The 14,425-nt window shown below is 36.6% G+C and carries 14 protein-coding genes; 10 read left to right on the top strand and 4 right to left on the bottom strand.

Annotation, left to right across the window (positions count from 1 at the left end; translation table 11 throughout):
* Window positions 1-89: 89 nt before the first annotated feature.
* The 3 genes from P0Y49_10320 to P0Y49_10310 form a co-directional block, all read right to left on the bottom strand.
* Window positions 90-836, bottom strand: a complete 747-nt coding sequence (locus P0Y49_10320; protein WEK21531.1) for a LytTR family DNA-binding domain-containing protein — start codon at window positions 834-836, stop codon at window positions 90-92.
* A 569-nt stretch (window positions 837-1,405) separates the two neighbouring features.
* The gene (locus tag P0Y49_10315; protein ID WEK21530.1) at window positions 1,406-2,026 is read right to left on the bottom strand and encodes a phosphatase PAP2-related protein; all 621 of its coding nucleotides are present in this window, start codon (window positions 2,024-2,026) and stop codon (window positions 1,406-1,408) included.
* A 351-nt stretch (window positions 2,027-2,377) separates the two neighbouring features.
* Window positions 2,378-2,956, bottom strand: coding sequence for a hypothetical protein (locus tag P0Y49_10310; GenBank protein ID WEK21529.1), 579 nt, complete (start codon window positions 2,954-2,956; stop codon window positions 2,378-2,380).
* A gap of 272 nt (window positions 2,957-3,228) precedes the next feature.
* On the opposite strand from P0Y49_10310, the gene P0Y49_10305 reads away from it, so the two are divergent.
* The 8 genes from P0Y49_10305 (at window position 3,229) to P0Y49_10270 (ending at window position 11,479) form a co-directional block, all read left to right on the top strand.
* Entirely contained in the window at window positions 3,229-4,266 is a 1,038-nt protein-coding gene (locus P0Y49_10305; protein WEK21528.1) for a Gfo/Idh/MocA family oxidoreductase, read from the top strand.
* A 65-nt stretch (window positions 4,267-4,331) separates the two neighbouring features.
* Complete coding sequence (locus P0Y49_10300) at window positions 4,332-4,865, top strand: ABC transporter transmembrane domain-containing protein (protein WEK21527.1); 534 nt, start codon at window positions 4,332-4,334, stop codon at window positions 4,863-4,865.
* 23 nt (window positions 4,866-4,888) lie between these two features.
* The gene (locus P0Y49_10295) at window positions 4,889-5,167 is read left to right on the top strand and encodes a transposase (protein ID WEK21526.1); all 279 of its coding nucleotides are present in this window, start codon (window positions 4,889-4,891) and stop codon (window positions 5,165-5,167) included.
* Window positions 5,164-6,015: an IS3 family transposase gene (locus P0Y49_10290; GenBank protein WEK21525.1), complete on the top strand. Its 852-nt coding sequence runs from the start codon at window positions 5,164-5,166 to the stop codon at window positions 6,013-6,015. The genes P0Y49_10295 and P0Y49_10290 overlap by 4 nt, the downstream gene beginning before the upstream one ends.
* Before the next feature lie 59 nt (window positions 6,016-6,074).
* Window positions 6,075-7,307, top strand: a complete 1,233-nt coding sequence (locus tag P0Y49_10285) for an ABC transporter ATP-binding protein (protein WEK21787.1) — start codon at window positions 6,075-6,077, stop codon at window positions 7,305-7,307.
* The gene (locus P0Y49_10280) at window positions 7,291-9,051 is read left to right on the top strand and encodes an ABC transporter ATP-binding protein (protein ID WEK21524.1); all 1,761 of its coding nucleotides are present in this window, start codon (window positions 7,291-7,293) and stop codon (window positions 9,049-9,051) included. The genes P0Y49_10285 and P0Y49_10280 overlap by 17 nt, the downstream gene beginning before the upstream one ends.
* A 399-nt stretch (window positions 9,052-9,450) precedes the next feature.
* Complete coding sequence (locus P0Y49_10275; GenBank protein ID WEK21523.1) at window positions 9,451-10,599, top strand: serine hydrolase; 1,149 nt, start codon at window positions 9,451-9,453, stop codon at window positions 10,597-10,599.
* Between the two features lie 130 nt (window positions 10,600-10,729).
* Window positions 10,730-11,479: a hypothetical protein gene (locus tag P0Y49_10270; protein ID WEK21522.1), complete on the top strand. Its 750-nt coding sequence runs from the start codon at window positions 10,730-10,732 to the stop codon at window positions 11,477-11,479.
* Here the strand turns inward: P0Y49_10270 and P0Y49_10265 are convergent.
* On the bottom strand, window positions 11,468-12,322 hold the full coding sequence (locus P0Y49_10265; GenBank protein WEK21521.1) for an HD domain-containing protein: 855 nt from the start codon (window positions 12,320-12,322) through the stop codon (window positions 11,468-11,470). The two genes, P0Y49_10270 and P0Y49_10265, sit on opposite strands and share 12 nt — an antisense overlap.
* A gap of 154 nt (window positions 12,323-12,476) precedes the next feature.
* Between P0Y49_10265 and P0Y49_10260 the strand changes: the two genes are divergently transcribed.
* Together P0Y49_10260 and P0Y49_10255 are read left to right on the top strand one after the other, a co-directional pair.
* Complete coding sequence (locus P0Y49_10260) at window positions 12,477-13,055, top strand: thioredoxin family protein (GenBank protein WEK21520.1); 579 nt, start codon at window positions 12,477-12,479, stop codon at window positions 13,053-13,055.
* Between the two features lie 96 nt (window positions 13,056-13,151).
* On the top strand, window positions 13,152-14,333 hold the full coding sequence (locus tag P0Y49_10255) for an MFS transporter (GenBank protein WEK21519.1): 1,182 nt from the start codon (window positions 13,152-13,154) through the stop codon (window positions 14,331-14,333).
* The last annotated feature ends 92 nt before the right edge of the window (window positions 14,334-14,425 follow it).

Genomic DNA, 14,425 nt, shown 5'->3' with positions numbered 1-14,425 from the left:
AATAATGTGAGGTATATTACTGATCTTACAGATCCAACTGTCGTTACTTCAACTACCGGGCCTCGATAGTGCTATTTTAACATTGAGATCTAATCTGGCATTCCCCGATTAGATCTCAATGTTTTTTTCTCCAGAAAAGTCAGAAAATGTTTCTTATAAGTTGTCCCTAATGGCACTTCGAGTTTATTATTTAATGTAATTGAGGCTCCTTCTACTTTATTGATGAAATCCATAGAGATGATGAATGACCTTTGGACTCTGATAAACGAATTGTTGCCTTCCAGTTTAGCCTCAAGTTCTTTCATGGTTAAATATGCGATATGCATTCCACCAACTGTATGAATTTTCACGTAGTTATTTAATCCTTCAATAGCTATTAAATCTTTCAGGTTAATTTTTACATATTTTTGAACCTGATCAGTTTTTATAAAAAAGAAATCTTCAGCATTTGCAGCCTTTTTAAGGTTCAATTCGGATTTGAGCAATCTGTTAATCATCAATGCAAATTTGCTCATAGAAATTGGCTTTAACAGGTATTCGTTGGCTTGTACACCAAAGGCATCAATCGCATATTTAGAATGTGCGGTTGTAAAAACAAGGTATTTGGTTTTATATCTGATAGCTAGTGATAAATCCAGTCCGGTCATACCCGGCATATCAACATCCATAAAAAGTATATCAATATTATCTTCCATGGTTATATCCATTAAAGCTTTGAGTGGATCAGTAAAATATTTAACCAGCTGCAAATTAGGCATCGCGTCAATATAGTCACCCAATAAATCAACAGCATGCTTCTCATCATCAATAATAACGCAATTTAGTTTACCATCCATCGAATTTACTTTTTAATTGGTGTAGCCTTTTTTAATTTATTATGTATTCACCATAAAATAGGCATCATTCACGTAATAGGTTCTTTTATCTCAATAAAATTACTTTATGCGAAGTTAGGCGAAATGATACTAAAACCATAATGTCTAAAGCGGATAAGCAATGTTTTAATTTATAAATTACGGCATTCTATTTACATAAAGCAAGTGATGTTCATTTTTCATTCACCACGTATAAACTATTATTCACCACGGATAAGTAGATGTTGGCGTAATATAATTGGAGGTGATCTCATTCTTTTATACTTTTAGTTAATGTACCTGTTAAAAACAACATTCCTGGTGCATAAATGTGCATCAGGAATTTAATAGCGTATCAAAAAGTATTTAGTACGTTCTCGTATATTTTTAGTTCTAAAGGGAGTTAATCCTCCCTTTAGTTACTAAATAATCTTAAAAAATAATCAATAAAATATTTGTATAATGCCCTCCATGCTGTAAAGCACAGGTTTTAGAGTAAGGACTCAACCTGTTTTTTTTAAAAAACTAAATAAAGAAGTTCGGGCCAGGGCTTAAATTTTAGCCATTGATTTTCCTAAATACCAACATACCCAGGTAAAAATAGGCGCAGCTATAATATCAGCTGTGTAATGTACATGCTGAATCAAGAGCAATATTGCGATAATTACGGTCGCTATAAATGCTAGCATTTTATCATTTTTACGTTCCATACAAAGCGCCCCCAAAAATACTGTAGCTGTATGTCCCGAGAAAAACAAATCCTTCGTAATTACATTTGAGTGGTAAAAGAAAATAGAGCAGGGATCCGCCAGGTTAATGATGTCAGCAGGCGGATTAAGAGGTACTAATGTTATGGTTATTATTCTGGTGAGGCACAAAAAAATAAACGCCCATAGTGCAGTAAGGCACATGATTGTATTTTTTGACATTCTATATAAGAACAGCCCAATCATCGCATATAAGACAACAAAAATCAACGATGAAACATCTTTTGCTGGAATATTAGCCAGCAACTTATCATTTAATACTCTTCCTTCCCTGGCTTCTATCAGGGAAAAGAAATGTGGTATAAAAATTAAAATGGCAACAAGAATTATCATTCCAAGAATAAATTTGATTCTAAATGCCTGATAATCCCAAGCTATTTGCCATGTAAATTGGTTAGACTGCATTAATTGGTTAGTATTAAGTTTGGTAAAATTATACAAATAAACTGATTTTAATATACAAGTCACAAGTAGTTGTATAATTTTTGAAGTTAAGACAATCGTTTGCTAAAAAGGTCCTATATGATTTTATGAAAAATAAATATTAAGCTCAATTTAAACGCCAAATCTCTATGAATGAGAAAGTTTCATAAAAAAGAAACGGGGATAGGTCCTAAGACTTACCCCCGTTAAATTAACGCTCTCACCACAAATGTACGTATTCTTTTTAATTATCCAAATAAATTTTCTTTTTTATTCAAAAAGCCGGTTCAATCCGGCTTTTTGAATATCAATTGCCTGGTTATTGCAAGTTTATTATTTCATATCTCGCCCAACTTTTTTTGCTGTACTCTTTCCAGGTAAATAAATTTGAAATCCAACTCCAAGTCCCAGGTAATTCGAGTACGTGCTGGATCCAAATCCCACAACGCCATTGTATTTTAATAAAGCCTCAAGTCCAATGGTTTTGGTTACAAAATAACTAAAACCCGGACCAAAACTAAAACCTAATCCATTGGTACTTCCACCACCAGCGGGATTAATTCCCTGCACACCAACTGTAGCTTCCCCAAAAAATCTTGAATTGTTCACCACTTCATCGGCACCGCCCATTCCATAATATCTTCCTAAGGCACCTACGCCATAAGTAACGGTTGTACCTGAACCTTTTTGAGTTGCTATTCCCAGTTGCACCTCACCGCCTAGAGCCAGACCATCTTGTATAAACCATGCTGCTTTAGGATTAATATTTAATTGAAAGAGATTTGGCTTGTCCAGGCCAAGACTGATGTCTGACAGAGTTGCCCCCATCATTACATTTCCTTTTTGTATCTGGGCATTTGCTCCGAATGCCAGCATACTTCCTAAAATGATAGTAAAAATTAGCTTTTTCATAAGATTTTGTTTTATTGTTTTCATAGGTTATGAGACTACTATTGTCCCTATAGTATAAACTAACAATTTTTATTCCTTTTTTGTTTATATCGATTTATTTAAGATATTTACGAGATATTTTACATTGTTAATCAGTTAATTATAAAGCTAACGTCGTGTGAAAAAGTCTTTTATGTAGGATTCTACAAGCTGGATATTACTGATGCGCCTGGAAATGCGATTAAAACCAAATTATATAATTTTCAACAATAATAAAGGGAATCATAGTTAGCATGGAAGTATCGTTAAGCAATAAGCCTAACTATTTTATAGAAAAAGTTTGGAATATGCTGGGGAGAAATGGAACTGAAGAAATCAAATGGGGGATTATTGGTTGCGGAGATGTTACTGAAGTAAAAAGTGGCCCTGCTTTTAATAAAGTATTAAATTCATCATTGGTTGCAGTTATGCGCCGTGATGGTAAAAAAGCTAAGGACTATGCTTTGCGTCATAATGTTCCTAAATGGTATGACGATGCAGAACAGCTTATTGATGATCCGGAAGTAAATGCTATTTATATTGCAACTCCTCCGTTGCAACATGAAGAGTATGCTATACGTGCAATGGCCGCTGGAAAACCGGTATACGTTGAAAAACCTATGACCCTGAATGCTGCCTCCGCAATTAGAATGAAAGAGGCTTCTGAGAAATATAACGTTAAACTTACGGTAGCGCACTACAGAAGGGCGCAGCCCATGTTTTTAAAAATCAAATCTCTTTTAGAAAAAAAGGCGATAGGTGCAGTCAAACTGGTTCAACTTCAAATGTTACAACCACAAAATTCTGATCTGATTGCTGGTTCTGAAACCAATTGGCGATTAAATCCTGCTATATCTGGAGGAGGATTGTTTCATGATTTAGCACCTCATCAGCTTGATTTAATGATTCATTTCTTTGGAGAAGTAAACAAAGCTAAAGGGATATCTTTAAATCAGGGCAGTCCATATGATGTAGACGATATAGTTGCGGGATATATTCTATTTCACAATGGAGTCGTCTTTAATGGCTCATGGTGCTTTTCTGTAAGTGAGCAATCTGACCTTTGTGAAATCATCGGTACAGAGGGTAAAATTAGCTTTCCCATGTTCGGACATAAGTTAATCTTAAGCAAAGGTAATGAGGAGGAAGAGTTTATATTCGATCCATTACTACATGTACAACAACCCATGATACAGGAGGTTGTTAAGTATTTTTTGGGTAAAACCAGCAATCCTTGTTCTGCCGAAGAGGCAATAATGTCTATGCAGGTGATGGATAGCTTCACAAAGTAGAATTATATAACCATATTTGTACAATTGATAATTTACAATCGAAAAGCAGGTACAGATATAGAAATATGAGAAAAGCATCCAGCGGGCCCAGGAAACCAAGTATTTTTAGCTTGCTTAAACCCTATAAGGGGTTGATCATCCTATTGCTGTTTTTTGCATTGATCAGTAATGGGGTTAACTTGTTATTGCCAAAAATTGTAGCTAATGGAATAGATGCCTATACCAATGGTAACTTTGATATCAATGCCATTCTTATTAAATTTTCTGTAGCCATTCTATTTGTTTTTCTTTTTACTTTTCTACAAAGTATCATACAAACATATGCTTCAGAAAAAGTAGCGAGAGACCTTAGAACTCAACTAGCCGATCAGATTTCCAGACAAAGTAATGCTTATATAGAACAGGCAAATCCTTCTAAATTATTAACCAATCTAACGGCGGATGTTGATTCCATAAAATTATTTATTGCGCAGGCTATCGTATCTATTACCTCTTCCATATTTATAATAATTGGTGCTAGTATTTTGTTGTTAAGCATCAATTGGAAACTAGCTCTGGCTATTATTATAATACTCCCCAAATATTGGACAGCTGATTAAATTCATAAATTTAACAGTTGAAAATGAAAAAAGAGCGTAGAAAATTCAGTTCTGTTTTCAAGACCAAAGTGGTGCTTGAAGCAATTAAGGAAAGTAGTACCATGCAAGAACTTGCGTCCAAATACAGTCTCCATCCCACACAGATCACCGCGTGGAAGCGTGAATTTCTTGAGAAAGCCGATACGGTGTTTGGTTCAGAGAAACCAGATGAAAAGGAAGAATCTAAAGAGAAGGAACTGTACTCCAAGATTGGCGAACTTCAGATCCAGGTTGATTTCCTAAAAAAAGTCTTGGGGAAATGAGTATAATTGAAAGGCGTAGCCTTATTTCCCCGGAGCACCAGGCGCTGAGTATTGCCAGTCAGTGCAAGCTACTGAACTTGCAGCGCAGCTGCTATTATTTCAAGCCTAAAGGCGAGTCGCTGTTCAACCAGTCGATAATGAATTTGATTGACCGTAAGTTTCTTGACTGCCCGTTTTACGGCGTGGACCGGATGACTGCGTATCTTAACAAAGATTTGGGATGTCATGTGAATAACAAGCGTATACGTCGTCTTTATCGTGTGATGAACCTGCGGACAATTTATCCTAAAAAGAACCTGAGCAAGGCTAATGCGGCACACCATAAATATCCATATTTGCTGAAAGGCTTGAAAATAGATCGGCCGGGCCAGGTTTGGCAGGCTGATATCACTTATATTCCCATGTTCAGAGGCTTCATGTATATGTTTGCCATTATTGATGTGTACAGCCGAAAGATTGTCGGATGGAGCATTTCAAATACCATGACCGTAGAATGGTGCAGAGATGTACTGCTTGAAACCATTGAAGAACATGGTACACCTGGTATATTTAATACGGATCAAGGCTCACAGTTCACCAGTCCGATCTTCACTAAAGCACTTAAAGACAGTAATGTAAGTATATCTATGGATGGCAAGGGAAGAGCCTTGGATAATGTGTTCATTGAGCGATTCTGGAGATCTTTGAAACAGGAGTATATTTATCTTAACCCACCTAACGGTGGTATGGAATTATTCCAGGGTATAAAACGGTATGTGGAATTTTATAACAATGAACGAAGGCATCGGTCAATGGACGATCTTACGCCAAATGAGGTATTCTATCAAAATAATAAAAAAGTGTCCTAAATAATCTTAAGTTTGACCTATAGCTGTCCAGCAAACCGGGAGTACTTCACATTGCCATTATCCCGATAATAGGGGTGACCTTCTTCTTGGTGATTAAGAAAGTAAGTGTGCTTTTTAAACAAAGTAGGGAAGTTATAGACTGGTTAAATAAAGTAATTAATGAAAGTATACTTGGTGCTGCATTAATCCGGGTGATCAATTCACAACAGTTGGAATATGTTAAATTCCTATCCGCAAATACAAAAGCCAAGGACCTGGGACTGTCCATTCTAAATCTATTTGCAGGTTTAATACCGGTTATCATATTTGTGGCTAACCTTGCGGGATTAACGATTTTACTGCTTGGAGGACATTATGTAATTAATGGAAACATGAGCCTTGGTGATTTTGCTGCATTTAACAGCTACCTGGCATTACTCATTTTTCCAATTATAGTCATCGGATTTATGAGTAATGTAATTGCCCAGGCTACAGCATCTTATGGACGTATTGCGCAAGTGTTAAATCAGGACAATGTGGCTGCTATCGGCAACATTACCGATCCTTTAAAGGGGCAGGTAGAAATGAAAAATATCAATGTCCTTTATGGACAAAAGCCGGTGCTGATGGATATCTCTTTCCAACTTCAGCCGGGGTCAAAAACTGCAATTATAGGCCCGACTGCGGCAGGAAAGACGCAATTGCTTTATTTGCTTACCGGACTGATTAAGCCTGATAGTGGTGATATCTTATTTGATGGGAATCCGGTAGAAAGTTATGATCAGGAATCCTTTCACAATCAAATCGGCTTTGTATTTCAGGACAGCATTATTTTTAACATGAGTATTCGTGAGAATATTGCCTTTAATGATATGGTGACTGATGAGTCATTGGAAAAAGCGATTGAAACTGCAGAACTAAAAGATTTCATTTATGCGCTTCCTGAGCAATTGAATACGATTGTATCGGAAAGGGGATCTAACCTTTCAGGCGGACAAAAACAAAGGATCATGCTGGCAAGAGCACTGGCGCTTAATCCAAGGGTGCTGTTGTTGGATGATTTTACGGCAAGGGTAGACAACAATACAGAACAACGAATTTTAGCAAATGTACAGCGCAATTATCCTGGTTTAACTTTACTCTCAGTTACTCAGAAAATTTCAGCAGTTCAAAACTATGATAGTGTAATACTAATTATGCAGGGCGAAATCATTGCGCAGGGGACCCATCAACAACTTATGAAAAGCAGTCCGGAATACATCCAGATTTACAACTCACAACAAAGCACCAGCAATTATGAACTACAATCTTAACCAGATTAACGGTAAGGAAGAAAAGAAATCTACATTTGCTGTCCTTAAAAAGCTGTTACAGCTGATTTCGCACGAACGTAAAAATGTATTGCTGGCATTTATAGCTATAATGATCAATTCCACTTTGTTATTGTTATCGCCATTAATTATCGGGCATACTATTGACAATTACGTAAGTACTAAACAATATAATGGTGTTCTGAAATACTCGGGGATACTTTTTTGTATCTACCTGATTACTTTACTTACCGGTTATCTGCAAACAAAATTAATGGGTGGAGTGGGACAAAGAACATTGTATACGCTTCGGAATGCAATATTCAGTAAGTTACAGGAACTGCCGGTATCATTTTTCAGTCAAAATAAAGCCGGGGATCTGATTTCCAGAGTAAACAACGATACGGATAAACTGAACCAATTCTTTTCTCAATCCTTAATGCAGTTTTTAAGTAGCATTTTTACCATGCTTGGAGCTGGTATTTTTCTATTGGCTATTAATTTAAAACTGGGTGCAGCAACATTAACACCGGCCTTATTTATATTGCTGTTTACTGGTCTGGTATCCGCATGGGTAAAAAGTAAAAATGCGGTTAACTTAAAAAGTGTGGGTAACCTTAGTGCGGGCATACAGGAAAGTTTAAATAACTTTAAAGTCATCATTGCATTCAATCGCCGGGATTATTTCAGAAAGCGCTTTGATGAAACTAACCAACAGAACTATAAAACAGCTATAGGAGCTGGCATTGCCAATACCATCTTTATCCCTGTCTTCGGATTCTTTTCCAGCGTTGCACAATTGGTTGTGTTGGTATATGGCATTCACCTTATCTCAATAGGAGAGTTTACGATAGGTTTGCTGATCAGTTACTTATCTTACGCTGTAAACTTTTACAATCCACTACGTCAGCTTGCTGCCCTATGGAGCAGTTTTCAGGTGGCAATGGCCGGCTGGGACAGAATATCTCAGATCTTATCACTGGAAAGTAACCTTCAAATCGTAAAAGATTCAACCGAAAGTGTATCTGATTCTCTTTTAACATTTAAAAATGTTCATTTTTCTTATGCGGGTGGTGAAGAAATATTGCACAACATTAGTTTTGATTTGCAGAAAGGTAAAACTTATGCTTTAATTGGCCCAACCGGGGGAGGTAAAACCACTACCGCTTCCCTGATGGCTCGTTTGTATGATACGACTAAAGGCTCTGTGTTATTAAATGGAAAGGATATCCGTTCTTATACTGCTGAAGAACGCAGTAAAAAAATAGGTTTTATCTTACAAGAACCGTTTTTATTTACAGGTACAGTGAAGGATAATATTCTGTATAGTAATATTGCTTATAAAGACTATACCAATGCGCAACTGGAGGAGGTAATTGAAGCAGCTCATTTGGAGGGACTATTGGCCTTGTTTGATAAAGGCCTGGAAACCGAAGTAGCATCTAACTCGGATAACATTAGTTTAGGACAAAAGCAATTGATTGCTTTTATGAGAGCCGTATTGCGTAATCCTGAATTACTTATTCTGGATGAAGCCACAGCAAATATCGATACCATTACTGAGAGACTATTAAGTGACATCCTAAAAAAGCTGCCAAAAGAAACCACACTCGTAATCATTGCGCACCGCTTAAATACGATAGAAAATGCGGATGAGATATATTTCGTAAATTCTGGAGAAGTGATTAAAGCGGGTACGCTGGATCATGCAATGGATATGCTACTTAAGAGAAAAAGAAGCAGTTAACAGCGGATATTAATGTCCGCTGGTGTCTTTTTTCTTTCTAAAAGTTAAGTAAAATGCGGTAACCAAGATGATTACACAAAGAGTGACTAAGCTGATTAAGGTTGCCATACGATTAATATTAAAGATAATTTACCCTACAAATATAACTTTACAATTCGATAATTAGTACAATACCACCTCATGTATTGTAAAATGTGGATTTGTTAATAAAATTTTAATAGATACAAGCGGGATTTTTACTAAATTGTTATTAGTAATAATTAATGTCATATTTAGATAAAAAAGTCCTGTGAGTGGGTGATCCGCGTAGGGCAGGCAAAGCATAAAGGAATAGATATAAAGGAGGCTGCTGATTATTAATCAGTAGCCTCCTTTATATCTTCAAATCAAGTTTCATCTATGGTAAATTTATTAAAACGCTACTTTACACTTCTTTTTTTGATTACCATTGGAACGCCTGTTATTGCACAGGTTGATCACAAACAAGCGGAAATAGAAATAGAAGGAATAATAAAACAGCTTGATGCCATTGGTGTTTCCGTTGCTGTTGTAAAAAAGGGAAATCTTATCTATACGCACTCTTTTGGATTAAAGGATGTTGAAAGTAATACACCGCTAACCGATAACGATATCTTTAGAATAGCATCCATTTCTAAGTCTTTCTCAGCTACCGCTATTATGCAACTTGTTGAAGCAGGGAGACTATCATTGGATGATGATTTTAGTAGTCTGATGGGGTTTAAAGTTAGAAATCCTAAATATCCGGAAACTGTAATCACCTTAAAAATGGTGATGTCGCATACTTCCAGTATTAATGATAGTGAAGGCTATTTTAACTTTGATGCTATTAATCCTGAAAAAAATGCAAACTGGGCGAAATGCTACAATGCTTATGAGCCTGGAAAAGGTTATCAGTATTGTAATCTCAATTACAATATGGTAGGAGCAATTATTGAGAAACGTTCAGGATTGCGCTTTGATAATTATATAAAACAGCATATCCTTAATCCTTTGAAGCTCTATGGTGGGTATTGTGTGGATTCATTGGATAAGCGCCGCTTTGTCACACTTTATGAATATGACGCAGTAGCTAAGCGGTTTAATCCGGCACCCAGCGCTTATGTTTCACGTAGCGAGGAAATCAAAAATTATGTACCCGGTTACAGTACTCCAATATTCTCACCAACAGGGGGCATGAAAATATCTGCAACTGATTTGGCAAAATACATGACCATGCACATGGATCAGGGCAAGTATAAAGGGGTCCGAATAATATCTAAAAAGAGTGCCGAAATCATGCAAACCAAGGTCTCGGATGAAGAGAACTATGGACTGGCTATTTTAACTACGAGCGACCTCATTCCAGGCATTACCTTAAAAGGACATACCGGCTCAGCCTATGGCCTTTATAGTGCCATGTTCTTTCAACCGAAAAAGAAATTTGGAATTGTAGTGATCACAAATGGATGCAGTCCAACCTATACAAAAGGTTATAATGATTTCATTAGAATGGCGGTTAATAGTTTATATAACCACTTCATAAAATAGCATAAATTGTACCTGCCATTCCAAAGATTATTTGAAAGTGCAAAGCTTTTAGCTGATTCATAAAAAAATAATACCTTGCACCAAAAACAATAGAACCTACGTTATGTAGGAGCAAGCATTCTATTCCTATATGATTAAAAATTTTAAACTGCCCTTATTTATCGCCACAATCTTTGTCAGTTCCTGTTCTTCTGTGTATATGCCTAATGTTCCTAATACCCCAATGCTTAGTCAGAAGGGCGAATTTAGTGGGGGTGTACATATTTCACCAAGATTTAATACCAGCATCAATGGTGCTTATGCAGTTTCAAATCACATTGGCGTATTTTTTAGTGGGTCTTATATCGATAGGGAAAAAGAGACTAAGGATTATAAACAAAAACTGGTAGAAGTTGGCGGTGGTTGGTTTGATACTTTTGGTCCGGATAACAACAGAATCATCGAGATATATGCCGGATTTGGTAATGGGAGTACCAATCGTGTATTTAGGGAGTTTGATGATCATGACATTCTGATAAAATCAGATTTAGAAGAGGTTACATACAATAAGACTTTTTTACAGGTAAACTATAGCTCTAAGAAGAAACGCAATTTCCGCCTTTTTGGAAATAACTACCCGCTTAATTATGGAACGGCATTGCGCATCAGTAGTGTAGATATGAAAACTTTTACGCGTAATTCTATTGGTCAGGTTAGGGAAGGCAACGTCTTTTTGGAGCCTATTTTCTTTACCAGAATGCGTTTGAGCGAGGCTGTACAATTACAATATACATCTAGCGGTACTTTTGGCTTGAACAGCAGAAAATATATGAATGCAGGGAATTCGATATTTACAATTGGAGTTGTGGTGAATCTAAATGGGAAGAAGTTAAACCAATAGCGCTTTCAATCTGCGAGGTTTTATCTTCAAAGCTGATCCCTTTCTTAGAAAGGTTGTATAACCTTTATGCAGCTTTATAGCTTTTATCGCCTCATAACCTGCATTCGTACTTCTAATTTTATTTAGCAGAAAAGTATCATCTTTAAACAGATCGGTTTCTTTTAAGAAACCACTACGTAGAAAATCACGTATAATTGCCGCTAATTCCTGATTGGCATATACATACAAGGGTAAATTAAACAAATCATCATTTAATCGCTTAAAAGTATCATTAATCCAATCTGCCTGCCCTTCATCAGTAACTACTATTAGTCCATTTTGTAATTTAATATGCTGTAAAAACTGTCTTGCGCTGTATCTGGTAATCAAACCACCATGTAACGCATCACGTAAGGTATAATCCAATCGATCAGCACAAAGGTGGGGTAGAGGTTGTTCAAGAATAGGGAAATTACCATTCAAAATCTGATCAATGTGATAGCCATGTTTCATCAAAATTGCAGGTACTTCTGAATTTAATAATACTTCAGCATAAATCTGTTCGTGGTAATTTTCTTCGCCATTTTCAAATACATAGTCGCCTACATGAGAAAATGCAGTATGAGAAATATCATGTAATAACCCTGCAATTTGTTCCAGTTCAGATCCACCTAGAATTTTAATCAATAACGACACGCCAATAGAATGTTCCAACCGGGAATGACTCAAATCGGGATTTACTAAAAATATGGCGCCACTTTGGTGTACACCGCCTAGACGTTTTAAGGCCTCCGTATTTAGCAGATCCGCAAAAATTGTTGGTAATTCTACATTTCCGTAAAGGACGTCGTTCAACTGTATCATATATATAAAGCTTAAAAATCTGCGTTTTCTTAATGTAAATCGGCAGCGCAATATTACTAATATTTTTAGTTTAATTAATAGCATTTGTGCAAATTATTTTAGTAAATTGGAAGGATGTGGCATATTTTGTACCTTCAACAAAACTTATTTCATCATGAAACTAAAATCATTATTATTTACGATCACTACGGTTTTAACCATTCAATCTGCCATTGCCCAAAGTACAACAGCAGTTGCAACTACACCGGCACCAGCTAACGAAGTATTAACGGCTGCAATTCAAAAAGCTGCCAAAGAAAAGAAACAGGTATTGGCCATTTTCCATGCTTCCTGGTGCGGCTGGTGTCATAAAATGATAGCTAGCCTGAACGATCCGGCTATCAAATCTTATTTTAATAAGAATTATGTAATCGCTGATTTTGTAGTAAAAGAATCAAAGGGAAAAGAGAGTCTTGAAAACCCTGGTGGTGAGGAGCTTTTAAAGAAATATTACAATGCTGATCAAGGTTTACCAACCTGGTTATTTTTTGATGCAAAGCAAAACCTTGTTGCCGATTCTCAAATCAGACCTGAAGGAGCTCCTTTTTCCACCAAAGGTGAAAATGTTGGCTGTCCGGCAAAACCAGAGGAAATACAACATTTTATCAAAGCTTTAAAAAAGACCTCAAAACTTGATGAAAAGCAACTTTCTGAAATCGCTGCTGTTTTCAGCAAAAATGAGATCAAAAGGTAATTATGTACCTCAGCGTTCTTCGCTCAGGAAGTGAAGAACGCCTGATTTTAATTTCTTATCTTTGTTGCATTATTACCTCCCGTTACAAATCTACCAATGCAACATCCTTCTACTTCAATATATTCTTTACAATTTGGCCTTGTTTGTTTAAGCTCCTTTTTATTCTCTGCCAGTTTCAATATGCTTATCCCCGAACTGCCGGCTTATTTAACAGCCATGGGCGGAGCAGAATATAAAGGATTAATCATTGCGCTTTTTACTTTAACTGCGGGTATTTCCAGACCATTTAGTGGAAAACTAACAGATACCATCGGCAGGGTACCGGTTATGGCTGTAGGTTCGCTGGTGTGTTTTGTTTGTGGATTTCTTTATCCTATGCTAACTACAATTGCCGGTTTTCTTTTCCTCAGATTAATACATGGCTTTTCTACAGGTTTTAAACCAACAGCTACTGCAGCTTATGTTGCGGATTTGGTTCCTGCCGGAAAATGGGGTGAAGCAATGGGTATTCATGGCATTTGCTTTAGTACCGGACTCGCCATTGGACCTGCTATAGGGAGTACAATAACTGATCATTACAGCATAAATATCCTTTTTTATTGTTCTTCCTTATTTGCATTGCTTTCCATTGCTATTTTGGCCAATATGAAAGAAACACTACCGGGAAAGGAAAAATTTAAGCTAACACACTTAAAAATCGACAGGAGAGACATCATCGAATGGAGAGTGATCCCTGCAGTGGTTATAATATTTATGAGTTACATAAGTTATGGAGCTATCTTAACCGTAATATCAGATTGGAGCGCGCACCTTGGTACAAGCAATAAAGGTCTATTCTTTATGGTCTTTACACTCACCTCATTGCTCATCCGTTTTGTTGCAGGTAAAGCATCCGACAGTTATGGGAGGACACATATATTAAAAATATCTCTGGCACTTTTGGCCGTTTCACTATTGTGGATTGGATTGGCGGGTTCTTCCCTCAGTTTAATGCTCGCCTCTGCATTGTATGGTATTGCAACAGGAATGTTGTCGCCAACTGCTTCGGCATGGACTGCAGATTTAAGTAATCCTACGCAAAGAGGAAAGGCTATGGCAACTATGTATATTGCATTGGAAGCTGGAATTGGTTTGGGAGCCTTACTTGCAGGATGGTTGTTTATCGATGACCTACGCATGATCCCCGTAACCTTTTACTATTGTACCGGAATTACAGTTCTTGCACTTATTTACCTTCAGTTTTTATATAAGCCAAAAATCGCTGCAAATCAGGACTAAAATCTCAGTTAGATTCATATTATGGCACTTATGGTTTAAAAATGTAACAAAATCATTATTTCAAAAATTCCTTGACATAGGATGATTTTGTT

The sequence above is a fragment of the Candidatus Pedobacter colombiensis genome, assembly GCA_029202485.1.
GTDB lineage: Bacteria > Bacteroidota > Bacteroidia > Sphingobacteriales > Sphingobacteriaceae > Pedobacter > Pedobacter colombiensis.
The sequence above is the reverse complement of the archived record's forward strand: the minus strand, read 5'-3'. Positions and strand labels throughout refer to the sequence as shown.